Source organism: Pseudomonas sp. P97.38 (genome assembly GCF_001269745.1).
In the GTDB taxonomy this organism is placed as follows: domain Bacteria; phylum Pseudomonadota; class Gammaproteobacteria; order Pseudomonadales; family Pseudomonadaceae; genus Aquipseudomonas; species Aquipseudomonas chlororaphis_E.
Genome location: NZ_LHVJ01000014.1, coordinates 333,257 through 358,850 on the forward strand (window position 1 = coordinate 333,257; position 25,594 = coordinate 358,850).

Sequence of the window (25,594 nt, forward strand, 5' to 3'; positions counted from 1 at the left end):
TCGCCCACCGGCGTAACCCGAACAACGGCTGACCTTGAGGTCGGCCGTTTTCATGTGCGGGCCAGGCTGGCCTCGCAACCGCTGTCGAGCACGACCCACCCGCGCCAGGTTCATTGGGGTTGCTTGCGCCCCGCCATGTGCTTGAGGTAGCCCACCAGCAGGTCCAGTTCCGAATCCGGCAGCACCGCCGCCGAAAACCCCGGCATCTTGCCCTGGGGCCAGCGGCGCAGGCCTTGCGGGTCACGGATGTAGCGCTTGAGGAAATCGCCGGAGAAGTACTCGGTCGGATTGAAGGGGATGTTCAGGTCCGGCCCGAATTGCGCGTCGCCTGCGCCGTTGAGTCGATGGCACGCCAGGCAATGCTTCTGGAACAGTTCGAAACCTTTGTTGACCGGGTCGTCCTTGGCCAGGCTGGCGGCCGGCAGCAGGGCAGGGAAGCGTTCGGCCACCGCCGGCAAGCGCTTGATGGTGGCGACCGCGTAGGGCCATTGCTCGGGGCTGATGGGGCCCGCCTGGGGATCCGTCCAGACCAGGTAGAAAGGTCCGGCGCTGGACTTGCCTTCACTCAGCGGTGGCCATGGGCTGGCCGGGTCTTCGATCGCGAGCCAGGCTCGCGCACCGTGGCGTGCGAGCAGCGGCGCGGCGGGCATTTCTGCCGCGAAGCCATCCAGGGCAACGGCCTGAAGATGATCGCTTGACTGCACCCCCGTTAACAGCGCCGCCAGCGGCACGGCGCGATATGTCATCGGCTTCTTGTAGGAAACGTCCTCAGCGATCCGGATCGTCCGGGCTTCTGGGTGCTTGAGCAAGGCCTCGGTTTGCCAGGTGCGCGCATTCGCGCCGAGGTCCAGCACCAACTGCGCGGCATACAAGGGCGTGCTGAGCAGCAGCGCCCCGATCATGAGGAGAGCTTTCAAGGGGGGCGCCTTCCGTGTCGAGGGGGGCCGCAAAGATTGGCACAGCCACCCCGACCCGAACAACGAGCCCCGCTACTTTTTTGGTGATGCAGATGTCTGGATGCAGGCGGCGCGCGTACGACTCAGCCGATCACCTTGGTGATGTTCGGCAAGATCAACAGCAGCGTCGTGGCAAAGAGAATGAGCCCGGCTTGACGAACTTTCGAATGTTTGAACATGGCTGACCCGCCTTTATTGTTATTTCCTGAGGCCAGCCTGCATCTCCATGACGGCTGGCGTTGCACTTCCTGTTTGACAAGTGCCTCGGCAAAACCCGACGACTTTCTTGTACAAGGATTACATTAGGGGCCGCAGCCGGCTTGGCTTAGATCCAATTCGTATCAATGGCTGTATTTTATCTATTAAAACGGCATGAGGCCTATTGCCACCTTCTTGAAGGCCCTTTGGCTAGACAGCTCGCTCTCCTGAAACGGTTAACCCGATAGCTCGCTACCGTTCGTCTGAGCGTGGCCGTCAACGTCATTGAGCGCTGCGGTCATTGAATCCGACGCCGTTGGGCTTATGGTGAAGACCTCGCATTATGCCCCGAGGACGTCATGACCCAAGCTTTGATTTTCGATGCCGTGCGTACACCCCGTGGCAAGGGCAAGGCCGACGGTGCATTGCACAGCGTCAAGCCAGTGAACCTGATGGGCGGCTTGCTCGGCGCCTTGCAGCAACGCATGGACCTGGACACCAGCCAGGTCGACGACATTGTGCTCGGATGCGTGACGCCGGTGGGCGAGCAGGGCGCCGACATCGCCAAGACCGCCGCGTTGGTGGCCGACTGGGATGTCAGCGTTGCGGGTGTGCAGCTCAACCGGTTCTGCGCCTCCGGCCTGGAAGCGGTGAACCTGGCGGCCATGAAGGTGCGCTCCGGGTTCGAGGACCTGGTGGTGGCGGGCGGCGTCGAATCGATGTCCCGGGTGCCCATGGGCAGCGATGGCGGCGCGTGGGCTCTGGACCCGCAATCCAACCTGCACGGTCATTTCATTCCCCAGGGGATTGGCGCCGACCTGATCGCCACGCTCGAAGGTTTCAGCCGCGAGGCGGTCGATGCCTATGCGCTGCATTCCCAGCAAAAGGCGGCGCGGGCCCGGGCTGAGGGGGCGTTCGACAAGTCCCTGGTGGCGGTACGGGACCAGAACGGCATTGTGCTGCTGGACCATGATGAATTCATTCGTGCCGACTCCACGCTCGAAGGCCTGGGCCAGCTCAAGCCGAGTTTCGAAGCCATGGGCCAGATGGGGTTCGACGGCACCGCGCTGCGGGTCTACAGCCATGTCGAGCGCATCCACCATGTGCACACGCCGGGCAACAGTTCCGGCATCGTCGACGGTGCGGCGGCGATGTTGATCGGCTCCGAAGCCAAGGGGCGGGCAATGGGCCTGCAACCGCGGGCGCGCATCGTCGCCACGGCCGTCACCAGCACCGACCCGACCATCATGCTCACCGGCCCGGCCCCGGCCACCCGCAAGGCCTTGGTCAAGGCCGGGTTGCGGGTGGAGGACATCGACCTGTTCGAAGTCAACGAAGCCTTCGCCTCGGTGGTGCTCAAGTTCATCAAGGACATGGCCATCGACCCTGCCAAGGTCAACGTCAATGGCGGCTCCATTGCCTTGGGGCATCCGTTGGGCGCCACCGGGTGCGCGATCCTCGGCACCTTGCTCGATGAATTGGAGGCACGGCGCCTGCGTTATGGCCTGGCGACCCTGTGTGTCGGCGGCGGGATGGGCATTGCCACCGTCATCGAACGCCTCTGAGCCCGACTTCAAGGAACACTTTTCATGACCGATGCCATCCGTTACGAAACCGGCGCCGACCGGATCGTCGTCCTGACCCTCGACCTGCCGGGCCAGAGCGCCAACACCATGAATGCGGCGTACCGGGAGGCCATGGCGGCCTGCCTGTCCCGTCTGATCGCCGAGAAGGCGTCAATTGCCGGCGTGATCATCACCTCGGCCAAGAAAACCTTTTTTGCTGGTGGCGACCTCAACGAGCTGATCAAGGTCGGCAAGCCCGAGGCCCAGGCGTTCTACGCCAGCGTCCTGGATCTCAAGGCGCAATTGCGCACCCTGGAAACCCTCGGCAAACCCGTAGTGGCGGCGATCAACGGGGCGGCGCTGGGGGGTGGTTGGGAGATCTGCCTGGCTTGCCATCATCGGGTGGCGCTGGATCATCCGTCAGTGCAGATCGGCCTGCCGGAAGTCACCCTCGGCCTGTTGCCGGGCGGCGGCGGGGTGGTGCGCATGGTCCGTCTGCTCGGCCTGGAGCAGGCGTTGCCGTATCTGCTGGAAGGCAAGAAGGTTCGCCCGCAACAGGCGTTGCAGGCAGGATTGATCGACGCGCTGGCGGCAGACCGTGACGAGCTGTTGGCCAAGGCCCGGGCCTGGATCCTGGCCAACCCCAGCGTGGCCCAGCCATGGGACGTGAAGGGCTACCGGATTCCAGGTGGCACGCCGACCGAGCCGAAAATGGCGCAGATGCTGGCGATCATGCCTTCGATCCTGCGTAACAAGACCCAGGGCTGCCTGCCTGCACCGGAAAAGATCCTTTGCGCGGCCGTGGAAGGGGCCCAGGTGGATTTAAACACCGCCCACCTGATCGAAACCCGCTATTTCACTGAATTGGTCACCGGCCAGGTGGCCAAGAACCTGATCGGGACCTTCTGGTTCCAGCTCAACGAGATCAAGGCGGGCGGCTCTCGCCCACACGGTTTTGCGCCCTATCTGACCAAGAAGGTCGGCGTCCTGGGGGCCGGCATGATGGGCGCCGGCATTGCCTACGTCAGCGCCGTGGCCGGTATCGACGTGGTGCTCAAGGATGTCGACCTGGCCGCAGCGCAAAAGGGCAAGGCCCGTTCGGCGGCGCTGCTGGACAAGAAGATCGCCCGCGGCCAGCTCACTGTCGAGCAGCGCGACGCTACGCTGGCGCGGATCCACGCCACCGGCAGCGACGCGGACCTGGCCGGTTGCGACCTGATCATCGAGGCGGTGTTCGAGGACCGCGCCCTGAAGGCCCAGGTGTCGGCGGCCGCCCAGGCCGTGGCGGGGCCTGAGGCGGTGATCGCTTCCAACACCTCGACCTTGCCCATCACCGGCCTGGCCACGGCGGTGCCTGACCCGAGCCGGTTCATCGGCCTGCATTTCTTCAGCCCGGTGGAGAAAATGCCTCTGGTGGAGATCATCAAGGGGGCACGCACCGGCGATGAAACCTTGGCGCGGGCCTTCGACTTTGTCCTGCAGATCAACAAGACGCCGATCGTGGTCAACGACAGCCGCGGCTTCTTTACCTCCCGGGTGTTCGGCACCTATACCAGCGAGGGCATCGCCATGCTCGGCGAAGGTGTGAGCGCGCCGATGATCGAGACCGAGGCGCGCAAGGCCGGGATGCCGGTCGGTCCCCTGGCGGTCTCTGACGAAGTGTCCCTCAGCCTGATGAGCCATATCCGCGTGCAAACCGCCAAGGACCTGCGGACCGAAGGGACAGCACCGAGCGAACACCCGGCCTTCGCCGTGATCGACGTGCTGCTCAACGAATACAAGCGACCGGGCAAGGCCGCGGGCGGTGGTTTCTATGATTACCCGACCACCGGGTCGAAGCATCTCTGGCCGGGTCTCAAGAGCCGCTTCGAGCAAGCCGGCGGGCAGATTTCACCGCAGGATGTCCGCGATCGCCTGCTGTTTATCCAAGCCTTGGAAACCGTGCGTTGCGTGGAGGAAGGTGTGCTCACGTCGACCGCCGATGCCAACGTCGGCTCGATCTTCGGCATCGGCTTTGCGGCCTGGACCGGCGGCGCCTTGCAGTTCATCAATCAGTACGGCTTGCCGGATTTCGTCGCTCGCGCCCAATACCTCGCCGAGCAGTACGGTGAGCGCTTCTCGCCGCCGGCCCTGCTGCTGGAAAAAGCCGACCGCCAGGAACCGTTCTGACACGCCGTGAGGGGCTTGCCTTGGGACCGTGTTTCAGGGCAGGCTCTTGGGGGTGTGCAATATTCCCATCACGTGTCAGGTATTTTTTATGTCGTTACGCATCTGCATTCTGGAAACCGATATCCTGCGTCCGGAACTGGTCGACCAATACCAAGGGTACGGGCAGATGTTCCAGCGGCTGTTTTCACAGCAGCCCATCGCGGCGCAATTTATCGTGTACAACGTGATGGAGGGGCATTACCCCGACGATAGCGAACAGTTCGACGCTTATTTGGTGACCGGCAGCAAGGCCGACTCCTTTGGCACCGACCCTTGGATTCAAACCCTCAAGACCTACCTGCTGGACCGTTACCAGCGTGGCGACAAGCTGCTCGGTGTGTGCTTTGGTCATCAATTGCTGGCCTTGCTGCTGGGCGGCAAGACCGAGCGCGCCACCCAGGGCTGGGGTGTCGGTACCCATCGCTACAAACTCGCCGCCAAGGCGCCGTGGATGAGCCCGGTGAAGGAAGAACTCACGCTGCTGATCAGCCACCAGGACCAGGTCACCGAATTGCCCGAAAACGCCACCGTGATCGCTTCGAGTGATTTCTGCCCGTACGCCGCCTACCACATCAACGACCAGGTGTTGTGCTTCCAGGGGCATCCGGAATTCATCCACGATTACTCCCGTGCCTTGCTGGACCTTCGTCAGCAGCACTTGGGCGAGCAGGTCTACAGCCAGGGTGTGGCCAGCCTCGACCAGGAGCACCATGGCACGACCGTGGCAGAGTGGATGATGCGCTTCGTCGCCCACAAGCCTGAGGCTGCGACCCAGGGTTGATGCCATTGGGCTGACCCAAGTGCCACAGTCACCGCCAGTCACTGTGGCAGTGAGCCTGCTCGCGAAGAGGTCGGCCCAATCCCCGCGCCGCGGGCTGAACCGCTACAGCCAACCCGACCGCTTGAAGCTGGCCCACAACGCCGTGCACCCAATGGTAATCACCCCCAGCACCGTGAAGTAGCCGTAGTGCCAGCTCAACTCCGGCATGTCCTGGAAATTCATTCCGTAGATCCCGGCCACCGCCGTCGGAAACGCCAGGATCGCCGCCCACGCCGCGAACTTGCGCTGGACCACGCTCTGGCGTGACGCTTCGAGCAGCACACCGACTTCAATGGTCTGGCTGGCGATGTCCGCCAGGGTCGTCAGGTCCTCCATCTGCCGCGTGACGTGAATCTGTACGTCGCGGAAGTATGGGCGCATGTTCTTGTCGATGAACGGAAAGTTGAGCTTCTGCAACTCTTCGCTGATCTCCACCATCGGCGCCGCATAACGACGCAGGCGCAACACGTCACGGCGCAGGCTGTGCAGGTTCTGGATGTCCCGCTCGTTCAAGGCGCTGCACAGCACGTGGTGCTCCAGTTCATCGATCTCGGCATGAATGGCTTCGCCCACCGGCTGGTAGTTTTCAATCACGAAATCGAGGATGGCATAGAGCACGAAATCTTCCCCGTGCTCCAGCAGAAGTGGACGCGCCTCACAGCGTTGTCGGACGTGAGCGTAGGACGCCGAGTGGCCGTTGCGGGCGGTGATGATGTAGCCCTTGCCGGCAAAGATATGCGTCTCGATGAACTGCAGCTTGCCGTCCTTGCGAATCGGCGAATAGGTCACGATGAACAGGGCATCGCCGAAGGTTTCCAGCTTGGGGCGGCTGTGCTTTTCCATCGCATCTTCAATGGCCAGTTCGTGCAGGTTGAACTGGCGTTGCAAGTTGTTCAGCTCCTGGGCGCTGGGTTCTTCCAGACCGATCCAGACAAAATGGCCAGGTTTCGCAGCCCAGGCGCTGCCTTCGTCGAGGGTGATATTGGTGACTTTCTTACCGGCGCTGTATACCGCAGCAGCAACGACTCTACCCATGGTGATGGTTCACTTCTTGGAAAATGGCAGTGGCACGCAACGTCCAGCTTAGCGTGCGCTGTCATTTGAGAGTCAGCAAAATCTGCCGAGTTTCCGCGGGCAAAAGAAAACCCGCCATCAGGCGGGTTTGCACTCAAGCGGTTTGCGCTTGCCGGTCCAGCGAGGCGATGCACTCGCGCATCTGTTCACGGCACTGCGCGATGAGCTGGGGCATGTCATCCATACTCAGCCCGGCTGTAGGAATTGCCGGTAGTGAGCGTATGAAGATGTCACCGCTGCGCCAGCGATTGAGGTGCATGTGCTTGACGTAGTTGCTCACGCACACCGGGACAATCGGCACCCCGGCCGCGATGGCCATTTGAAAGGCACCTTTCTTGAACGGCAGCAGGTCGGCCCCGAGGTTGCGTGTGCCTTCCGGGAACACCCAGATCGAGGTGTCCTCATGTTGCAGCGTATGGGTGGTGGTCAGCATCGCCCGGCGTGCCCTGATGGCATTGCCACGGTCGATCAACACGTTGCCGGCCAACCAGAACAACTGCCCGAACAGCGGCACCCACTTCAGGCTCTTCTTGCCGATGCACACGGTACGGTGCGGCACCACGTTGCCGAACACGAACAGGTCATAGTTGGATTGATGATTAGCGATGATCACGCAGCTCGGGGGTTTATCCATCAACGAGGTGACGTCGGCCCTGACCCGCAGGCGCAGGATCCACATCGCCGGCAGCGCGTACAGCCGGGCGCACAGACGGCTGTTGTCCGGGTTGAACGGCCGGCAGATACCAAGGATCAACCCCAGCACACCTGCCAGGACAAAATGCAGTCCCATCAACAACATACGCAGTACAAACAGCATCTACAGGCCCTGTTGGGACAAAAGTGGGCGCAGTGTACGGTTGTGCACTGTTTTCGGCAATTGTCCCTATAGAGGTAGGAGATGGACGACGTTCACGGGGAACGCTCCCCGCAGGCATGGCGGAAACAGGCTAAGCCGGTCGCTGATTTTTAAACAGGGCAGGTGGGAAAAGTCGACAGAGGACCGTGGCGAAGGCGCATGATCCTTCGCCACGGGGTTGATCCAGCCATGTTGGCTGGTGGAAGGGGTTAACCCAAGTGTTCCTGATCCTGCAGGATCGCACTGTCCAGTGTCTCCAACAGCGCCTTGCGCACCTTCAACTTGGTGTTCTTGTGGGCGGTCATGTTGAGTTTCTTCAACTGACGCGCCGCCTCCAGCGCGGCTTCTTGCAGGTCCTGCGCCGACACCACCTTGTCGAGGAAGCCCGCACCCACCGCGTCCTGCGGGTTGAACATCTCGGCGTTGATCACCGAGCGGTGAAAGGCCGACTTGCGCAAGCGGTCACGGGCCAGCTCGATACCGGCGTGGTGCATGGTCATGCCGATCTGCACTTCATTCAGGCCGATGCTGAACGGTCCGTCCACGCCAATGCGGTAGTCCGCCGACAGCAGCAGGAACGCGCCCTTGGCCACGGCATGCCCCGGGCACGCGACGACTACAGGGAAGGGGTGCGATAACAGGCGACGGGCCAGCGTCGAACCGGCCGTGACCAGGCTCACCGCTTGCTGGGGGCCGGCCGTCATGACCTTCAGGTCATAGCCACCGGACAGGATCCCCGGTTGCCCGGTGATGATCACCACCGCCCGATCCACCGTCGCCTGATCCAGCGCAGCGTTGAACGCGACAATCACATCGGGCGAGATGGCATTCACCTTGCCGTTGTTCAAGGTCAGGGTCGCGATACCGTCTTCGAGATGGTAGCCAATCAGGTCGCTCATCACGCTATTCCTTGTAAGAGAAGTGAGGCAGACGTTACCCACCGCCGCAGGTCAGGTAAAGCGCCGTGACTGACTCACCGGTCAACCCTGACATCGACAAACCCTCTGGCCTGCCCATCCGGCCTTACCTTCATCCCTGGCCTCGCCCCCACGCACACCCGGAGATTGGCCGGTTTGCCATGTTCCGACGCGTTTGAAACGCCCGAACACCTTAACCGCATGAAAATTCTGAAAAAAACCTTTGCCATCGGAAAGCCTTTCGACTACATTAGCGCGCCTCGACAGACTGAACAGTTTGCCGAGACACGGTGAAGTGTCCGAGTGGCTTAAGGAGCACGCCTGGAAAGTGTGTATACAGGAAACTGTATCGAGAGTTCGAATCTCTCCTTCACCGCCAAATTCTACAAACACAAACCCCCGATTTTCCTAGAGAAAGTCGGGGGTTTGTGGTTTTTGGCGTCTGGAAAAAAGCGATCTGGAACCAAACGACCCTGTTCGCGCCAAGCCGAGGCGGTCCATATCCGTGCTTTCCCCTCGGAACTAAAGGCGCCAGCGGACCTTACACAATGTCGCCATCATCCTGGGCGGCGGGGCGTGTGGGCGCTGAGGACGTTGCTGGGGTCTGCGCAGCGGCGAGCGGCTGCAGGGGTATGTTCTGACCTTGAACGGCTGGGCCTTGGGAGGAGGCCACCGTGCGTTGCCGCAGCGCTCCAATGCTTTTGTCCCAAGCCGATTGGGAGGTGGAGCCAATGACGCCAGCGGCGCTGATGACTCCATCCCCTGCCGCTTGAACTGCACTTTTGGTGTGGCTGGCCCCTGAAACAGCGACCTCTTTGGCAAACTTGGCGCCGCTGAGCGATGTCTTGAGTGCAAGCTCACCGCCTTTGACGGCCACTCTGCCCACGGCATCTGCGCTCCCTTCTACTGCTTTGGGTACATGGGCATCGACAGCCTCGGTGGCTTTTTTCGGTAATGAGCCACCTAGCGAAGCGCCGGCTGCCCACAGCCCGAAAGCCAGAGTACCCAATACGTTTTTTACCCCCTCCGAGGCAGCGGTAGCGGCCATTGCTCCCAGTTGCCTGGACTTGGCCAAGTTGGCCGTGGCGGTTGTTGCCGCGCCCATCGCAGAAAATCCCCCAGTCAGGAGGCCATTTCCCAGGACACTGACCGGGTCCAGGATCTCTTTCAGGGCGTCGCCGCTGATGATTGCATTCAGCGCCGTAGCCGAGCCTTCACCAAGCCGCGCGGAGACCATCTTGACCAGGGCGGTGGCATCGAGATCCTTTAAAGTCTCGAAGTCATCCAGCCATTCGGTCTCTTGATCAAGAGGCTTATGAGGCTGCCCCTGCGGTACAGCATCTCGACGACCATAGAGCATTGCCGGCTCGGCCAAATGGTTCGTGCGATCGCGGCTCACAGCGTAATGCTCAATTGCCATGCCCACGAGGATAGCCGTGACGGGGCGTAGGGCGGGCTGCAGGACTGCATCCAGCTCCTCTCGGCCAGCAGCCGTCATGGCCAGCGTCGATGCGTACATTGCAGTATTACGGACGGCAAACCCCACGAGCCACTTATTGGCTTCGTCGAAGGCGTTGCGCAATGGGCCTTTGTCCAAGGCCAGCAGCTTTTGCGCCACTGACGCTTGAAGCGCCGGGTGCAGTGTTTGGCTATCGGGCTTAAGGTAGTAACCCGGCTTGAGGCCTGCAATCATCTTGTTGCCGGCAGCATCAGCCATACCGGCATACAAGCATGACATAGCGTTCTCTATCGCCGCTTGGCGTACGGTATTGGCATGCTGGCCCCCTACCTGAAGGATGGACGGGCTGAAATTACCTGCCTCGGTAAGCGCTGCAAAGGGCGTCCCCCCCATCCCCGACTTTATTGATGCAAACAATCTGTCGGCTCTGGCCGCGTTTTTTTCCACCTTCTCCATGTCATGGACGTTATAGCCCTTCGCCTCTAACCGCTCTGCACGGTCATCGCGAATCGCGTTCAGCTCCCTGTTGTGGGGGCTTGCGGTCGCGGCAAGGGGGTGGCCGGAGTCGGCATCTCTCTCCAGGTGAGCCTCGAAATGGTCTTGAAGCCGGCTGCTCATCGCCAGCCCGGTAGGGCCGAGGTTGGGAGAGTGGGAGACCGGTGGCGCTGCATCGGGCTGTAGCTCATCAGGTACACGCGTCATCTCGCGGTTTGCACTCACATTAATCGTATCCATGGCATTACCCTCTGGTGATCGGCAGATAGAAGCATGCAAATGACTTCGGTGGCCTACGCGCCCACCCGCCATCATTCCCCCGCCCCGACACATCTCGATCTGGACGCTATGAGCGGCGACATCCTTGCCCTGAGTGGCGATGACGGAAGAAACGTTCCAAAGGAGAGCGGTTTTATTCCACTTGAACGGTTTGGCCGAGAAACCCCTTGCGGGCTTCGATGAATCGGCGACAGCTGGCTTGAGGTCGGCAACGTTGTGTCCGGTCTCCAATCGCGCCAGCACTCATCGCCAGGCAGCATCAGGCAAATACGCAACAGTATCGAGCTACAGGGGCCCGGCGCATGCCGTTAAGGTTTTCCTGCGACTTCCTATCAACGGCATTGTTGGGAGAACAACATGACCACTCGGATGAGTTCGGCTTTGCGCCCTCTAGCGATCGCACTATCGCTGGCTCTTTCAATGAGCTCAGCCTGGGCGTCGGAAAACGCCAATGCAGATCGGCTGCGCCAGGCATTCACGAACTGGCAGCAAGGCAAAGGCACCGTGTTCGATCTATTGGCGCCCAATGTCACATGGACGGTCGCCGGATCCAGTCCTGTGTCGGGCGTGTACAAGAGCAAGGCCGATTTAATGGAACAAGCCGTACGGCCGATCAGTGCTCGGTTGGCGACGCCTATTTCGCCCACCGTTCAAAGCATTGTTGCCGAAGACGACGTTGTGGTCGTGCTGTGGAGCGGCCAGGCAACCGCACTGGATCGTAAACCCTACAACAACACGTACCTATGGCACATGACATTCACGCAGGGGCAGATCACCGAGGTAAAGGCTTTTCTCGACACGTATGCGCTGAACGATCTTATGCGTCGCGTGGAACCTGCACAGCAATAAGCCAGTGTCAGGTGTCCGGCACTCCAGGCACGTCCATGTTGATCTTGCGCCAGGCGGCTTCGGAAAAGCTGTAGACCGAAAAAGCGATCAAGCCCAAGGCCATCACCATCAGGGCTATACCGCCGGCCGGCAGGTTCTGGAGCGCATTGAGGGCCTCTTTCATCCCCGGTGGGTCCATGGCCTGGTAGGCCGAGCCGCTGACCAGCAACAACAGGGCGATCTCGATGAAGACCACACCGCGCGCGATCAGGCCAAAGCGCGACACGGGGCGCACGTAACGCATGACGTCTTCGTCAGCTTCAAAGTACTTTTCGAACGATGCTTTCCAGCCCTTGATGATGTGCGCGATGCCTACGCCCAGCGGCACCAGGGCGATGAGGTAGATCAACAGGTTCGAGTGGTCCCAGGACAGCAGGCGGGCGAGCAGGTCGGGGGTATGATCACCGCCGGAGCCGCTCGAACGCCTGAGGCCGCTGATGAGCAGGCTCAATGCGAAGAATGCCAGCGCACCGTTGACCAGGCCTCCTGCGAACAAGCCTGCACGAATGACCCAGCCCTTGAGGTCGTGGCCGTGGTGGTCGACATCGCGGGTGGCTTGCAACACGCGCCAGCCGGCGAAAGCGAGCAACCCTGCCACCACCAGTCCCACCAGCGCGTGGCCGAAAGGTTGGCTCAGCAACGCTTCCAGGCTCTTGTGACTGTCTTTCGGGTTGCTTGAGTCTTTGGTGGCGAGCAGGGCGAACAGGCCGATGATCAGGTAGATGACGCCACGAGCGGCATAGCCACCGCGGGCCAGCAAAACCAGGCTCTGGTGTGGGGACATGGGTTGCGATTCCGTAGACGTGATACAGGAGCAGACCCATGGTGTTGCGAGGGGTTCGATTGGCGTTGCGGGCGAAACCCCAGCGCCGGGTGCCTCAGGCGCTACCCGGCGCTGTTTTCCCCGACGTTCGGCCTGGCCTCACAGATGATCGGCATCGATCACGGCCTTGGCGAAGGCCTGCGGGTCTTCCTGCGGCAGGTTGTGGCCGATGCCGCCGTTGATCAACCGGAACTCGTATTTGCCGGTGAAGCGCTTGGCATAGTCCTCGGGCGCCGGGTGCGGTGCGCCGTTGGCATCGCCCTCCAGGGTGATGGTCGGCACGCTAATGGCCGGCGCCGTGGCCAGTTTCTGCTCCAGTGCCTCGTAGCGGGCTTCACCCTTGACCAGCCCGAGGCGCCAGCGGTAGTTGAAGACGGTGATGTCGACATGGTCGGGGTTTTCCAAGGCCTTGGCGCTGCGGTCGAACGTGGCGTCGTCGAACGTCCACTTCGGCGAAGCGGTTTGCCAGATCAACTTGGCGAAATCGTGGGTGTTCTTCGCATACCCGGCGCGGCCGCGATCGGTGGCGAAATAGAACTGATACCACCACTGCAACTCGGCCTTGGGCGGCAGCGGGTTCTGGCCGGCCGCCTGGTTGCCGATCAGGTAGCCGCTGACCGACACCAGCGCCTTGACCCGTTCCGGCCACAGCGCCGAAACGATGTCCGCCGAGCGTGCGCCCCAATCGTAGCCGCCCAGCACGGCTTGCGGGATCTTCAGTGCATCCATGAAATCGATGACATCGCTGGCCAGCGCGGCCGGCTGGCCGTTGCGCAGCGTGGTGGCAGACAGGAACTGCGTATCGCCATAGCCTCGGGCATACGGCATCAACACCCGATAGCCCTTGGCGGCTAGCAGGGGAGCGACCTGGTCATAACTGTGAATATCGTAGGGCCAGCCGTGCAGGAGGATCACCACCGGCCCATCCGCCGGGCCTGTCTCGGCATACGCCACGTTCAGCAAGCCGGCCTTTACATGCTTCAGCGGGCCGAAGGGCGAGGGCGTTGCCTGGGGAGCGCTCGCTTCGGTCGAGGCGGGCTGCGCCGCGGTTGCCGATTGCGCGTTGGCTGCGCCGAAAGCGCCGAACAGGGCGAGCGCCAGAATCGATGAGCCGAGCAGGTGACGCTGGGGTGTGCTGTGCTGCAATGCCTTGTTCATGGTGATGCCTCCGTCGCGTGTCGTGGCCAGGGGTGCTGGTCGAACCCCTTCAAACCGTGGAGACATTTGAACGCGACGAGGTATCCGGGCTGTGTCGGGCCAGGGGCTGGGTGAAAGGTTATGTACCGGGAAGCCTGCCTGATACAAAGCGATACATGCACGCAGCCCGCTCGCCGCGGATCAGGTGTTCAACGGCAACTGCGGCGTGTCCGGATTCAACTGCTGTTTCCTGAACTGTCCCGGCGGCTGCCCATGGATCTGGCGAAAGCGCCGGGAGAAATAGGCCTCGTCGGCAAACCCGCACAGGCGCGCCACTTCGCCCACCGGGCGCGTTCCGTTGAGCAGGTAATTGCGGGCGGCGTGCATCCGTCGCTCAAGCACCAGCTCGGTGAACGTCTTGCCGATTTCCTTGCGCAGCCAGTGGGTCAGGTAAGTGGGGGACAGGTAGGTCGCGGCGGCCACCTTGATCAGGTTGAGGTCCGGGTCGGCGATGTTCTTGCGCAGGTATTCGGACATGCGGCCCAACGCATCGCGGCGGCTGACTTCAGCGGCATTTTCCTCGGCCAAGCGCTTGAGCGGTTCGGCGTACAGCGCACAGACGCTGCCGATCAGTTGCAACAGCAAACCCTTGAGCATTTCGCGGGTGCCGAACTGGCGGTGTTCATCGAGTACGCGCATCTGCTCGATCAAGCCGCAGACCCGGGCGAAATCCTCGTCGGCCAGGATGAAGTCCAGGTGCTCCTGGAAGCGGAACGGCGACAACTCCGGTGCCAGGAGGATCGAGACTTCCTCCAGGTCCATCGGGTCGCACTGCAGGTGCGGCAGCAGGAAGGTCTGGGAAAAATTGATCACCATGAAGTTGCTGTTGGCCGGATGCGGGATCACATGCACGCGGTGGGGCAGGATGAAGGCCAGGGTGTTGCGCGGGAACGGACGTTCGACGTTGCCGATGTGCTGCACCGTATCGCCGCCCAGGTTGATCTGGATCTGGAAATACTCGTGCCGATGAGGGCTGGTTTCAGCGCGCCGGCCTTTTTTGTCACGTATGTAGAAGTCCGTCAGTTCGCTGCGTTGCTGCATGACATAAGTGGGGACTCGGCTCGGTGCTGGCATCTCCTGGGAATCCTGTGCAGGGCATGGCGATGACGGTGATTGTGACGGTGCATCTGGCAGGTTTTCAAGAAGTTATACGATGAGATACGCAGGGCGCTGATTTTCTGCCCTGCTTGGACGCAAGGCGAGTGTCCAAAACCAGAAAGGCCAGCCTCTTAATATTTTTCTATATAAAACAGTTAGTTAGGTTTATTCGTAAAAGATCATGGAAAAACCGGAGGTTTTGCATTTTCTTGGACAGGGCCCCTCCTCAGGGCATTCTTCGAAAAAAACGATCTAACGCCTCGGTTGATTTTGCAAGGTTGTACGACCACTGTAGGTGCCACGCAACCCGACCTTTTCCAAAAACAATCCAGAGGTGCGCTCATCATGACGTGGTTCCCATCGTTGGCAGATCCTCCTGCCGTTTCCCCCGGCAACCCCTGGCGCCAGGCATCTTCGCCCGCCTGACACAGGCTGTTCGCATTTCCTTATTCCAGTCGCGACTGTGCTGCCCCGACATCGAGGGCAATGGCTTCGGCTGCTCGTAGACATTTCGACGCTTCTAACAATAACGAGGTCCACCCATGTCGAATTCCCACACCTCCCAGACCGCCTCGGCGCCGGTGATCGCCGCCGCCCGGGACGCCGCAGTGCCTGGGCGACTGCCGTCACGGCGGCGCTGGTTCATGCTGTCGTTGCTGTTGATCGCAACCATCATCAACTACATCGACCGGGTCAACATCTCGATCGCCGCGCCTTTCCTGGCCAAGGACCTGGGCCTGGACAAGATCGAGATGGGCCTGATTTTTTCCGCCTTCGCCTGGACCTATGCGCTCGCCCTGGTTCCCGCCGGGTTCATTGCCGATCGCTTCGGCTCACGGTTCACCTACGGGGTGTCGTTGATCAGTTGGTCGACGGTCACCGTGTGCCAGGGCTTTGCCACCGGGTTCGCTTCGTTGTTCGGCTTGCGCCTGGCGGTCGGTGCGATGGAGGCGCCGGCGTTTCCAGCCAACAGCCGGGCCGTCACGGTGTGGTTCCCGGCGCGGGAGCGGGGCATGGCCAGCAGCATCTATGTCTGTGGCCAATACCTGGGCACGGCGTTGTTCACCGGTGCGCTGCTGTGGCTGGCCACCACCTACGACTGGCGGCATGTGTTCTACAGCACCGGCGCCCTCGGCATCGTCTTCGGGGTGGCCTGGTTGTACCTCTATCGCGACCCGATGAACTGCAAGAAAGTCAGCCCGCAGGAACTCAAGTACATCGAAGCCGGCGGTGGGCTGGTCAAGAGCAGCCAGGAGCGTACCCGCTTCAACTGGCGGCAGATTGCCGAGCTGTTCAGCTATCGGCAGGTCTGGGCGATTTGCATTGGCAAGTTCGCCAGCACCTCGGCGCTGTACTTCTTCCTTACCTGGTTCCCGACGTACCTGATCGAAGAACGCCAACTGACCATGATCAAGGCCGGGATCTTCGCCGTGCTGCCGTTCGTGGGCGCGACCGTCGGTATCCTGCTGGCCGGGATCATCTCCGACCTGTTGATCCGTCGCGGCTATTCGCTGTCCTTTGCACGCAAGTTGCCGCTGGTGGTCGGGTCGATGCTGGGCATGTCCATCGTGCTGGTCAATTTCACCGATTCGAACGTGATCTGCATTGCCATCCTGACCGTCGCCTTCTTCGCCCAGGGCATTGCCTCGTCCTCGTGGGCGGCGGTGTCGGAGGTGGCGCCCAAGGAACTGATCGGGCTGACCGGAGGCATCACCAGCCTGGCGGCGAACATCGGCGGCATCGTCACGCCCATCGTGATCGGCGCGATCGTCCACAGCACCGGCTCGTTTGCCCTGGCGTTCTGGTTCATTGGCGGCGTGGCACTGATGGGCACGTTGTCCTATTCGCTGCTGCTCGGTCGCCTGTACCGCATCGAACTGCGGACGCGCTGAGCCAAGAAAACCGTTTTTCTCCAAGACAAGGCGGCATTCCTCCAACTTCGCCACGGATTGCCGCCGTACGCTGACGCAACCAAGAGGACTTTTATCAGGATGAACATGCCCGAGTACGTCTTTACCCCGGACTTGCCAGTGACCTTGCCGGTGGTCGGAACCGCGCAACGCTTTCCCGTCGGCCGGGTGTTTTGTGTCGGTCGCAACTACCCGTGGCCCGACACCCAGGGCCAGAACCGCCAGCCGCCGGTGTTCTTCATGAAGCCGGCCAGCAGTGTGGTGGATGCGGTCGGTGAAGTGCCGTACCCGCCGGTGACGGAAGAATTCGTTCACGAAATCGAACTGGTCGTGGCCATCGGCGAAGGTGGCGCGAATATTCCCGAGGATCAGGCGCTGGCCTATGTCTGGGGCTACGCCGTCGGGCTCGACCTGACCCGGCGTGATGTCCAGCGCCGGGCCAAGCGCAACGGCCTGCCCTGGGAAGGCGCCAAGGTGTTCGAGGCCGCAGCGCCGATGACCGCCATCGTGCCGGTCTCGCGGGCGGGGCACCCCGAAGGTGAATTGTGGCTCAACGTGAACGGCCAGGAGCGCCAGCGCGACAGCCTCGACAGCCAGATCTGGTCGGTCAGTGAAGTGATCAGCCGGATCTCGCAGTCGGTGGCGCTGCGGGCCGGCGACCTGATCATGACCGGGAGCCCGGCAGGCGTGGACCTGTTGGAGCCGGGCGATGTCATCAACGCCGGCATCGATGGCCTCGGCCAACTGGAAATGCGTGTCGGCCAGCGACCTTGAGCCCTGCGCGCGTCAACTGATTCGAGAAAGGAAGGAACACTATGTCCCACCCATTGAAAGTGGCTTTGGTCACCGGTGCCGGTAGCGGAATTGGTCGTGCGGTGGCCCTGGGGCTGTTGGCTGACGGCTACACCCTGGTACTGGCCGGTCGGCGGCCGGAGCCTTTGCAGGCGCTGGTCGAATCAGCGGCGAGCGAGGGGCACCAGGCCCTGGCCGTGCCCACCGACGTGCGTGACCCGGCCAGTGTCGATGCACTGTTCGCCACCATCGCCGAGGTCTACGGACGCCTGGACGTCGTCTTCAACAATGCCGGGGTCAACGCGCCGGCGGTGCCACTGGATGAACTGACGTTCGAGCAATGGCGCAACGTGATCGACACCAACCTCAACGGTGTTTTCCTCTGCGCCCGTGGCGCCTTCGGCCTGATGCGCCGGCAACAGCCCCAGGGCGGCCGGATCATCAACAACGGCTCGATTTCGGCCCACACCCCGCGGCCGTTCAGCAGTGCCTACACCGCCAGCAAACATGCGGTGCTGGGCTTGACCAAATCCCTGGCGCTGGACGGGCGCGAGTACAACATCGCTTGCAGCCAGATCGACATCGGCAACGCCCTCACCGAGATGTCGGTGCGCATGACCAAGGGCGTGCGCCAGGCCAACGGCACCATCGCGGTCGAGCCGATGGTGGACGTCAAGCACGTGGCCGACGCGGTGCGCTACATCGCCGGCCTGCCGTTGTCGGCCAACGTCCTGAACATGACCGTCATGGCCACGGCCATGCCGTTTGCCGGTCGCGGTTGAGCCGTAACGCTGCTCATGAACGGCGTCCAGCACGCCGTACGCGAGCAGCAAGGTACTCGATCGATCTTTTTATTTAGCGACACGAGGTCCACATGAAGCCAGAAGTCTTGCAGCTCAGCCCGATCCTGATCCCTGAAATCAACACCCGGCTCAGCGAGCTGTTCACGGTGCGGCGCTATTTCGAACAGGCCGATAAACCGGCGTATCTGCAGGCGCATGGCGCCAACATCCGCGGGGTCATCACCGGCGGGCATACCGGCATCAGCCGGGCTGTCATGGAGCAACTGCCCAAGCTGGAAGTGGTGGCCGTCAACGGCGTGGGCACCGACGCGGTAGACCTGGCCTACGCCAGGGATCGCGGCATCCGCGTGACCGCCACCATCGGCGCGTTGACCGAGGACGTCGCCGACCTGGCCATGGGCCTGTTGATCGGCGTGTGCCGTGGCCTGTGCGCCGGTGACCGCTACGTGCGCTCGGGCCAATGGCCGCAGAGCCCGACGCCCTTGGCCCCGTTGCCCCTGGCGCGCCAGGTCTCCGGCATGCGTATCGGCATCGTCGGCATGGGGCGGGTCGGTCGCGCCGTGGCGAGCCGGGCAGCAGCGTTCGGGTGCCCGATCAGCTACACCGATCTACAGCCGATGAGCGACGTGCCCTATACCTTCGTTGCCGATCTCAAGGCGTTGGCGGCCGACAGCGACGCGTTGATCCTGGCGGCCGCCGCCGACAACGCCCAGGCCATCATTGACGCACGCGTGCTGCAAGCGTTGGGCAAGGGCGGCTACCTGATCAACGTGGCCCGGGGCAAACTGGTGAACGAGGCCGACCTGGTGGCGGCGCTGGCTGCCGGTGACATCGCCGGTGCCGGGCTGGATGTGTTCGTCGATGAGCCCAACGTGCCCGAGGCGTTGTTCGCCCATGAAAACGTGGTGCTACAGCCTCATCGGGCCAGCGCGACGCTGCAAACGCGCACGCGCATGGGCGAAATGGTGGTGGCCAGCCTGGTGGACAGTTTTGCCGGGAAGGTGCCGCAGGGCTGTGTGACGGGCTGAATGCCGGGCGACCTCAGGGAGCACAGGCTGCCTGAGGTCGCCACACACGCTAATGGAACTGATCCACCAGCCACGCCTTCAAGCGCTTGCACGCCGGATCATCCACCTTGTCTTCGTTGATCATCAGGTACTGGATCGACTCCCTGAGCGCCAGCTCTTGCGGGACAGGCCGGACCAGGCGGCCCTGTTGCACCAGGTGCCGGACCAGATGGTCCCAGCCCAGCGCGACGCCCTGGTCATCCAGGGCCATTTGCACCAGCAGGCTGTAGTCGTTGCTGCTGAACGACTGCGGGCTGTCCGACACCGGCAGTTGCAGGTCGTGGGATTGGTAGGCGAACCACACGTTCCAGTCGATCAGCTCCGAGAGTTGCGAACGGCCATGGGGGTTGAGGTCCAGCAGCGTGTTGCTGCGCAGGCCGGCAAGCGTTCCCAGTTCCGGATGGGCCTGGAGATAGCGCGGGGTGCACACCGGATAGACGACTTCGTGCAGCAACGGCACCCGTAGGTAGCCGGGGCAGTGGTCGTTGAGCTTGGCGATGAACAGGTCCGGGTTGATGCCCGACTCCATGGCCAGGAAATGTTGGGTGGTGATGACCTTCAGGTCGATGTCGGGGTTGGCGCTGAAAAAGTCCTTCAGCCGGTGGGCCAGCCAAAGCGTCGACAATGCGGGGGTACAGCACAGGGTCAGGACGTGCTTGTCGCTTTTCTCCCGGCGGATCCGTTCCGTGGCCTGGAAGATATTGAGCAGCGATAACTGCGCCGCATCGAAGAGCGCGGCGCCCGATGGCGTCAGCTTGAGTTCTCTGCCGCTGCGGATGAGCAACTCGGTGCCCAGGTAGGTTTCCAGGTCACGGATCTGTCGGCTGATGGCCGCCTGGGTGACGCACAACGCCTCGGCCGCACGGGTGAAGTTGCGGTACCGGGCAGCGGCCACGAAGGATCTCATGGCCTTGAACGAAGGCATTTTCATCAGCGCCTGGTCTGGCGGATCGTTTCTGGCCATAACAAAAACTACCTGCTTTCTCGGAAAAAAAGTTGGTTCTGCCGGTCGGGCCCGCATGCCTACACTCTACCTCACGATGCCCAGGGCAACGCCAATGGCCTGTGTCCGAACGAATCCCGCACGAGGAAACCAGATGCCGTACCGCAGTGGCGCACACGCCTTCATGCAAGGGGCCCGGGCGCTCCTTCCGTTGACGCCGGGCGTCATTCCGTTCGGGTTGGTGACCGGGGTCATGGCGATCGAGATGGGCCTGTCGCCGGGCATGGCCATGGGCATGACGATATTGTTCTACTCCGGCTCTGCCCAGATGGTTGCGCTGCAGTTGCTGCACAACGGCGTGCTGCCCGTGGCGATTGTGGTCACGGCCCTGATCATCAACCTGCGTTTCATCATGTACAGCGCGTCCCTGGCGCCTCACCTGCACCACTTGCCCCGACGCTGGACGTGGCCGCTGTCCTACATGCTTTCCGATCAGTCCTACGCCCTCTGTTCTTTGAAACTGTCGTCCGGTGAACTGGGGCCCTTTGCCCATTATTTCTATGCCGGTACCGCGGTGACCATGTGGCTGGCCTGGCAGCTGTCGGTGCTGGCCGGGGTGTACCTGGGCGCGAGCATTCCCCAGGACTGGTCATTGAGCTTTGCCATACCGCTCTCGTTCCTGGCGTTGCTGATTCCCGGCCTGCAAAGCCGCGCCAGTTGGTGCGCCGCGGCGGTGGGCGGAACGCTTGCCGTGCTGGCGATCAAGCTGCCCTATAACCTTGGCCTGGTCACCGCCTCCCTCGGGGGCGTGCTGGCCGGGCTGGTGGTCGAGCGTCTTCAGGCCTCGTCAAACAGCGCGAGTGTCGAAGGCGTCGAAGGAAAAGCCCAATGAGCGACCTGGCCCTGTGGGGGTTGTGCCTGGCGGCCGGCCTGGGCACCTTTGCCATGCGCTTGTCCTTTGTCGAGCTCTATGGCCGCTGGCGCATCCCGCCGCTGATGCGCCGGGCATTGATGTACGTACCGGCCAGCGTCTTGGCGGCCCTGGTGCTGCCTGCCGTGGTGTACCCGGCCGGGCAGGCTGAATGGGTGCTTAACAATCCCCAGGTGCCGGCGGCGATGGTTGCTGCGTGGGTGGCCTGGCGCTGGCGCAATACGCTGTTGACCCTGGCGGTGGGGATGGCGGCGTTGTGGGGGTTCAAGTTTCTGATCGCGTGAATATCAGTGCCCGACCGGCTGCGTGTAGCGCTGCTGGATACGCGCCAGCTCACCAGACTGGCGCAACTGTTCCAAGGCGGCGGCCCAGGCGGCGACGACCTTGTCTTCGGAGTCGGGGCTGAAGGCGATGTACAGCGATGAGCGGTAGATCTCGACGGGAATCTGTCGCAGCAGGCCGGGGGCGATGGCCAGCTGGCGGCTGTAGTACGCCACCCCGGCATCGGTGTCGCCGACGATGATGGTCGTGCGTCCGGCGAGCAGCATGCGGTAGAGCTGCAGGCTCGACGTCGCACTTTTGTCGAGGTTGCCGAAGCCCATCGATTGCAGCTTGGCGGGCACCGAGCCGGCGTGCCGCGTGGTGATCTGCGGGACGTGCCGCAGTTGTTCGAGGCTGTTCACCGGCGGCGTGCTACTCAACTGGTAGGGGTGGATGGACTCTTCCACGATCGGCCCGACCCACTTGTACAACGCCTCGCGTTCCGGGGTGCGGAACAGCGAGTACATGATGGTCTTGTCCCGGGTGTTCAGTGCCTGGGTGGCGCGCATGCTGGGCACCATCGACACCTCGAAAGCGTCTCCGGTGCGCGCCATGATGGCCCGGACAATTTCCGTGGTCATGCCGGTGAGCTGGTCGTTTTCCCGATAGTTGTACGGTGCCCACTCTTCGGTCACGACCTGATACTGCTCGGCCTGGGCCTGGGCCTGCGTGCCGAGCAACAGACAAAGCAGCACTGCCGTCGGTGCCGAGTGTTTCACGTATTCACCTGGGGGCCTTTCGCCGTTGAGGGCGGTTTTGAGAAGGGGGCCAAGATAAGCATAGACGCAAAAAACCGTTCAATGCCGGTTGGCACTGAACGGGGTAGTCCGTCCTAGGCTGTGTACGAAATAGCCTAAGCCACGGCTTTCAACTTCGAATACACCCACGCCGCCGTCGCCGCCACTGCCAGCACGGCCAGGACGCCTTCGCGCTTGAGCAGGTGCCAAGGCAACCGTCCGATTTTCAACTTGATGGCTCGCGCTGCCCGACCCCAGATCGAGACCCGACCGCCGCTCAGGGCCAATTGGGTGAAATACAGCGTGCCGAAGAACACCACCGCCGGGCTGACCCAGCGTAGCCACGGCACACCGTCGGACCAGGCGCAGGCCAGGGCCGCGGGCACCGCAGCAGGGACAACGTGACGCAACACCAGCAGGCCAGCGCCTTGCCGGTACCAGCGGCGGGGGACCAGCCTCTGGCTCAGCCACACATCGAACTGTGCGGCGGCCACGGCCACGTAGCTCCAGACGTGGTAGAGCTTGACGCCCAGCCACAGCAATATCGGCATCAGGAACGGCATCAGCAGCACCGCCAGCGGTTCATCCCGGTTGACCGGCACGGTGAACAACGTTGCCACGAGTAACGCGGACAACGCGAACCAGAGGAACAGGCTGACCCCTCGATAGCTGGTGGCCGGCAGCCAGTCCCGCCAGTTGTCCAAGGGTTGCAGTTCCAGGCGTTCGGGGACCTCGGGGTACTGGTACTCGATGGTTTCAGCGAGCTGGGTGAAGCGTTGCCAGTCGAGGCCGGTGAAGTGGTCGGCCATTGCACGACGGCGGGCGTCGCTCATGGGTTTGAGCAGCAGGGCGGCGGCCTGTCCATGGAGTTTATCGGCGTCGAAACGGTCGAGGTCACTGCGCAGGGTTTCCTCGAAGGCTTGTACTTCGCAGCGCCGGATCAGCCGATCCCAACGCCAGTATGCACAGGGCAGGTTGCCCTGGTCTTCGTTCCACCCCATGGCCTGGCACACGCCCTCGAAGAAGGCCGGCGACCAACTCGGGGCGGACTCGAACCAGTCCAGTACACATTGCTCGAACTGCTGGCGGTGCTCGAACGGCACCAGCCATTCACTGCTCAACCAGTGACGCAGGGCCTCCATGAGTTGGCGCTCCTTGCCTTCGAGCAACCATTGCGCCATCTGCCCCAATGATGGCTCCGGAGGGCTGACAACCGTGGGGATTTCGATCCGCTCCACGTGGATGTCCCGCACGGGTATCTCCACCACCTCGGGGGCGGGCGGCAGGGGCTCGGCCAACGGTGTCTCAAGGGTTTCTTCATCGGCCTGCGCGCGCCAGCGGGCCTCGGCCAGCGACGTTTCATAGGCTTCACGCAGGCGCTGGAATGCGTCGGGGTTTTCGTCCGGGCGATGGACCTTGAGCAGCCGCGCATAAGCGCGCTTGATGCTGCGCTCGTCCGCGTCCGGGGTCAGGCTAAGCAGCTGCCAGTGGCTCATGGCTCAAATCTCCCGCTCGAAGTGCACAAGGCGCTGGGTAATGTCGCTGCGGGCTTCGCGTATCTGGTGTTCATCCTGGGTGTCGAGCATTTGCTGGAAATGGTTCGCCAGGCTGGCGATGTACTCGCGGCCCTCCCCGAGGCTTTCCTGGTACAGCCGGTCGAGCCGGGCGAGCAGCAGGGTGTTGATCTGCTGGTCGCGTGGGTGCACTTTCAGCGCTTCGAGGGCGGCCAGCCGCTGGGCGATCTCTTCGGGGGCCAGCACCCCCGGGTTGTTCTCGATCACCAGCCGCCGGGTTTCGCCATTGATCGGCAGGTGCACCTGGGCTTCGAGCAAGCCGTTGTTGTCGTAGGTGAAGCGCACATCCAGGGTCACTTCACCGGCCTTGCGCGGCGGTACGGGGATCTCCAGCTCACCCAGGAAAATGTTGTTGCTCACCAGGCGGCTTTCGCCCTGGTAGATGCCCAGCCGCACCACTTTCTGGTTATCGCTGAGGGTGGACACGTTGCGGGAACGGCTCACCGGCACCACGGTGTTGCGCTCGATGATCGGCAGGTAATGACCGCTCTGGAAGCCGCCGCCCACCTGTACGGATGTCTCGATGCCCAGGGTGTAGGGGCAGACGTCGGTCAGGACGACTTCTTCCAGGGACGCATGCCGTGCCTGCAGCGCCGCCTGGATGGCCGCCCCTTGGGCAACCACTTCGTCCGGGTTGAGCTGCATGGCCGGGATCCGCCCGAACAGCGTGGCGACCAGCTTGCGCACCAGTGGCATGCGCGTTGTTCCGCCTACCAGGAGGATTTCATCCAGGTCCGCGACCTTGATCCGGGCATCGCGCAACGCCCGTTCGATCGGCGCGCGCAAGCGGTCCAGCAAGGGTTGGACGAGCGTCGCGAGATCGCCCTGGGTCAGTTCCAGGTGCCATTCACGGGACTGTTCGCGAAGGGTGAAGCGCGCAGCCTGGGCCTGGCCCAAGGCATGGCGGACCCGCTGCGCTTCGCGTCGCAAACGCTGGGTGATGGCCGGCTGGTTGAGGTCGGGCAGGTCGGCGGCGCCGATCTTGGCGATGAAGTGCTCCACCAGCAAGTCATCGAAATCCTCGCCGCCCAGGAAGTTGTCGCCGGCGCTGGCGCGAACCTCCATCACGCCTTCGAACAACTCCAGGATCGACACGTCAAACGTGCCGCCGCCCAGGTCGAACACCAGGAACGTGGCTTCGTCCCGCTGTTCGAGGCCGTAGGCCAAGGCGGCAGCGGTGGGTTCGTTGATCAGCTTCTCGATCTTCAGCCCCGCCAGCTCGCCGGCGATACGCGTCGCCTTGCGCTGGGCATCGCTGAAATACGCCGGCACGCTGATCACCGCTTCGTGCACCGGCTCGCCCAAGGCGCGCTCGGCATCGGCCTTGAGGCTGCGCAGCAGCATCGCCGAGAGTTCTTCGGCGCGATAGACGCGGGCGCCGAGTCGCGTTTCACGGGCGCTGCCCATGTAGCGCTTGAACAGGGACGCGGTGAGGTGGGGGTGGGTGTGCAACCGCTCGCGGGCGATGTCCCCGACGACCAACTGGCCCTCATCGTCGAGGCCCACGACGCTCGGCGTCAGGAAGTTGCCCAAGGCGTTGGGGAGGATCCGGGCATGTTCGCCATCCCACGCCGCCACGAGGCTGTTGGTGGTGCCCAGGTCGATACCAATGATCACAGTCACTTTTCCTTAAATGACGCGCCGGGCCATGCAGCGCCCTGGTCGCGGGTCAGTCATTACAGT

The 25,594-nt window shown here is 62.5% G+C and carries 22 protein-coding genes and 1 tRNA gene; 11 read left to right on the forward strand and 12 right to left on the reverse strand.

What is annotated here, in order from left to right; all coding sequences use genetic code 11:
• Nucleotides 1–110 precede the first annotated feature (110 nt).
• A complete protein-coding gene (locus tag AD664_RS09920) occupies nt 111–917 on the reverse strand; it encodes a cytochrome c (RefSeq protein WP_053146182.1) in 807 nt (268 codons plus the stop codon).
• Nucleotides 918–1,513: 596 nt separating this feature from the next.
• Here AD664_RS09920 and AD664_RS09925 point away from each other — a divergent pair.
• The 3 genes from AD664_RS09925 (at nt 1,514) to AD664_RS09935 (ending at nt 5,708) form a co-directional block, all read left to right on the forward strand.
• Entirely contained in the window at nt 1,514–2,719 is a 1,206-nt protein-coding gene (locus AD664_RS09925; protein ID WP_047736408.1) for an acetyl-CoA C-acetyltransferase, read from the forward strand.
• 24 nt (nt 2,720–2,743) lie between these two features.
• Nucleotides 2,744–4,888 (forward strand): 3-hydroxyacyl-CoA dehydrogenase NAD-binding domain-containing protein, encoded by a 2,145-nt coding sequence (locus AD664_RS09930; RefSeq protein WP_053146184.1) that lies wholly within the window; start codon nt 2,744–2,746, stop codon nt 4,886–4,888.
• An 88-nt stretch (nt 4,889–4,976) separates the two neighbouring features.
• The gene (locus AD664_RS09935) at nt 4,977–5,708 is read left to right on the forward strand and encodes an amidotransferase (RefSeq protein WP_053146186.1); all 732 of its coding nucleotides are present in this window, start codon (nt 4,977–4,979) and stop codon (nt 5,706–5,708) included.
• A gap of 102 nt (nt 5,709–5,810) precedes the next feature.
• On the opposite strand, the gene AD664_RS09940 is transcribed toward AD664_RS09935, so the two are convergent.
• The 3 genes from AD664_RS09940 to AD664_RS09950 form a co-directional block, all read right to left on the reverse strand.
• Nucleotides 5,811–6,782, reverse strand: coding sequence for a magnesium and cobalt transport protein CorA (locus tag AD664_RS09940; protein WP_053146188.1), 972 nt, complete (start codon nt 6,780–6,782; stop codon nt 5,811–5,813).
• A 133-nt stretch (nt 6,783–6,915) separates the two neighbouring features.
• Entirely contained in the window at nt 6,916–7,638 is a 723-nt protein-coding gene (locus AD664_RS09945) for a 1-acylglycerol-3-phosphate O-acyltransferase (RefSeq protein WP_053146190.1), read from the reverse strand.
• Between the two features lie 248 nt (nt 7,639–7,886).
• Nucleotides 7,887–8,576 (reverse strand): crotonase/enoyl-CoA hydratase family protein, encoded by a 690-nt coding sequence (locus tag AD664_RS09950; RefSeq protein WP_053146192.1) that lies wholly within the window; start codon nt 8,574–8,576, stop codon nt 7,887–7,889.
• A gap of 307 nt (nt 8,577–8,883) precedes the next feature.
• Here AD664_RS09950 and AD664_RS09955 point away from each other — a divergent pair.
• Nucleotides 8,884–8,973 (forward strand) — tRNA-Ser (locus AD664_RS09955).
• A gap of 162 nt (nt 8,974–9,135) precedes the next feature.
• Here AD664_RS09955 and AD664_RS09960 read toward each other — a convergent pair.
• Complete coding sequence (locus tag AD664_RS09960) at nt 9,136–10,788, reverse strand: hypothetical protein (RefSeq protein WP_053146326.1); 1,653 nt, start codon at nt 10,786–10,788, stop codon at nt 9,136–9,138.
• Between the two features lie 396 nt (nt 10,789–11,184).
• On the opposite strand from AD664_RS09960, the gene AD664_RS09965 reads away from it, so the two are divergent.
• Entirely contained in the window at nt 11,185–11,676 is a 492-nt protein-coding gene (locus AD664_RS09965; RefSeq protein WP_371260953.1) for a nuclear transport factor 2 family protein, read from the forward strand.
• Between the two features lie 7 nt (nt 11,677–11,683).
• On the opposite strand, the gene AD664_RS09970 is transcribed toward AD664_RS09965, so the two are convergent.
• The 3 genes from AD664_RS09970 to AD664_RS09980 all read right to left on the reverse strand — a co-directional run bounded on the left by AD664_RS09970 (nt 11,684) and on the right by AD664_RS09980 (nt 14,809).
• The gene (locus AD664_RS09970; RefSeq protein ID WP_053146197.1) at nt 11,684–12,499 is read right to left on the reverse strand and encodes a DUF1206 domain-containing protein; all 816 of its coding nucleotides are present in this window, start codon (nt 12,497–12,499) and stop codon (nt 11,684–11,686) included.
• Between the two features lie 138 nt (nt 12,500–12,637).
• The gene (locus tag AD664_RS09975) at nt 12,638–13,696 is read right to left on the reverse strand and encodes an alpha/beta fold hydrolase (protein WP_053146199.1); all 1,059 of its coding nucleotides are present in this window, start codon (nt 13,694–13,696) and stop codon (nt 12,638–12,640) included.
• A 180-nt stretch (nt 13,697–13,876) separates the two neighbouring features.
• A complete protein-coding gene (locus AD664_RS09980; protein WP_042730342.1) occupies nt 13,877–14,809 on the reverse strand; it encodes an AraC family transcriptional regulator in 933 nt (310 codons plus the stop codon).
• A gap of 566 nt (nt 14,810–15,375) precedes the next feature.
• On the opposite strand from AD664_RS09980, the gene AD664_RS09985 reads away from it, so the two are divergent.
• From AD664_RS09985 to AD664_RS10000, 4 genes are all read left to right on the forward strand, one after another.
• A complete protein-coding gene (locus AD664_RS09985; RefSeq protein WP_042730343.1) occupies nt 15,376–16,725 on the forward strand; it encodes an MFS transporter in 1,350 nt (449 codons plus the stop codon).
• A 99-nt stretch (nt 16,726–16,824) separates the two neighbouring features.
• Nucleotides 16,825–17,517 (forward strand): fumarylacetoacetate hydrolase family protein, encoded by a 693-nt coding sequence (locus tag AD664_RS09990; protein ID WP_047736403.1) that lies wholly within the window; start codon nt 16,825–16,827, stop codon nt 17,515–17,517.
• Between the two features lie 41 nt (nt 17,518–17,558).
• A complete protein-coding gene (locus AD664_RS09995; RefSeq protein WP_042731620.1) occupies nt 17,559–18,317 on the forward strand; it encodes an SDR family oxidoreductase in 759 nt (252 codons plus the stop codon).
• A 92-nt stretch (nt 18,318–18,409) separates the two neighbouring features.
• Entirely contained in the window at nt 18,410–19,366 is a 957-nt protein-coding gene (locus tag AD664_RS10000) for a 2-hydroxyacid dehydrogenase (RefSeq protein WP_053146201.1), read from the forward strand.
• 49 nt (nt 19,367–19,415) lie between these two features.
• On the opposite strand, the gene AD664_RS10005 is transcribed toward AD664_RS10000, so the two are convergent.
• Nucleotides 19,416–20,369, reverse strand: a complete 954-nt coding sequence (locus AD664_RS10005; protein WP_053146204.1) for a LysR family transcriptional regulator — start codon at nt 20,367–20,369, stop codon at nt 19,416–19,418.
• A gap of 133 nt (nt 20,370–20,502) precedes the next feature.
• On the opposite strand from AD664_RS10005, the gene AD664_RS10010 reads away from it, so the two are divergent.
• Both AD664_RS10010 and AD664_RS10015 read left to right on the forward strand, forming a co-directional pair.
• Nucleotides 20,503–21,240, forward strand: a complete 738-nt coding sequence (locus AD664_RS10010) for an AzlC family ABC transporter permease (RefSeq protein ID WP_053146205.1) — start codon at nt 20,503–20,505, stop codon at nt 21,238–21,240.
• Nucleotides 21,237–21,563 carry an AzlD domain-containing protein gene (locus AD664_RS10015; RefSeq protein WP_053146208.1) on the forward strand — a complete coding sequence of 109 codons (327 nt, stop codon included), beginning with the start codon at nt 21,237–21,239 and terminating at the stop codon, nt 21,561–21,563. Before AD664_RS10010 ends, AD664_RS10015 begins: the two co-directional genes overlap by 4 nt.
• 3 nt (nt 21,564–21,566) lie before the next feature.
• On the opposite strand, the gene AD664_RS10020 is transcribed toward AD664_RS10015, so the two are convergent.
• The 3 genes from AD664_RS10020 to AD664_RS10030 all read right to left on the reverse strand — a co-directional run bounded on the left by AD664_RS10020 (nt 21,567) and on the right by AD664_RS10030 (nt 25,528).
• Nucleotides 21,567–22,319, reverse strand: a complete 753-nt coding sequence (locus tag AD664_RS10020; RefSeq protein WP_053146211.1) for an ABC transporter substrate-binding protein — start codon at nt 22,317–22,319, stop codon at nt 21,567–21,569.
• Nucleotides 22,320–22,453: 134 nt separating this feature from the next.
• On the reverse strand, nt 22,454–23,833 hold the full coding sequence (locus AD664_RS10025; protein ID WP_053146214.1) for a J domain-containing protein: 1,380 nt from the start codon (nt 23,831–23,833) through the stop codon (nt 22,454–22,456).
• A 3-nt stretch (nt 23,834–23,836) separates the two neighbouring features.
• Nucleotides 23,837–25,528, reverse strand: a complete 1,692-nt coding sequence (locus tag AD664_RS10030) for an Hsp70 family protein (protein ID WP_053146217.1) — start codon at nt 25,526–25,528, stop codon at nt 23,837–23,839.
• Nucleotides 25,529–25,594 lie beyond the last annotated feature (66 nt).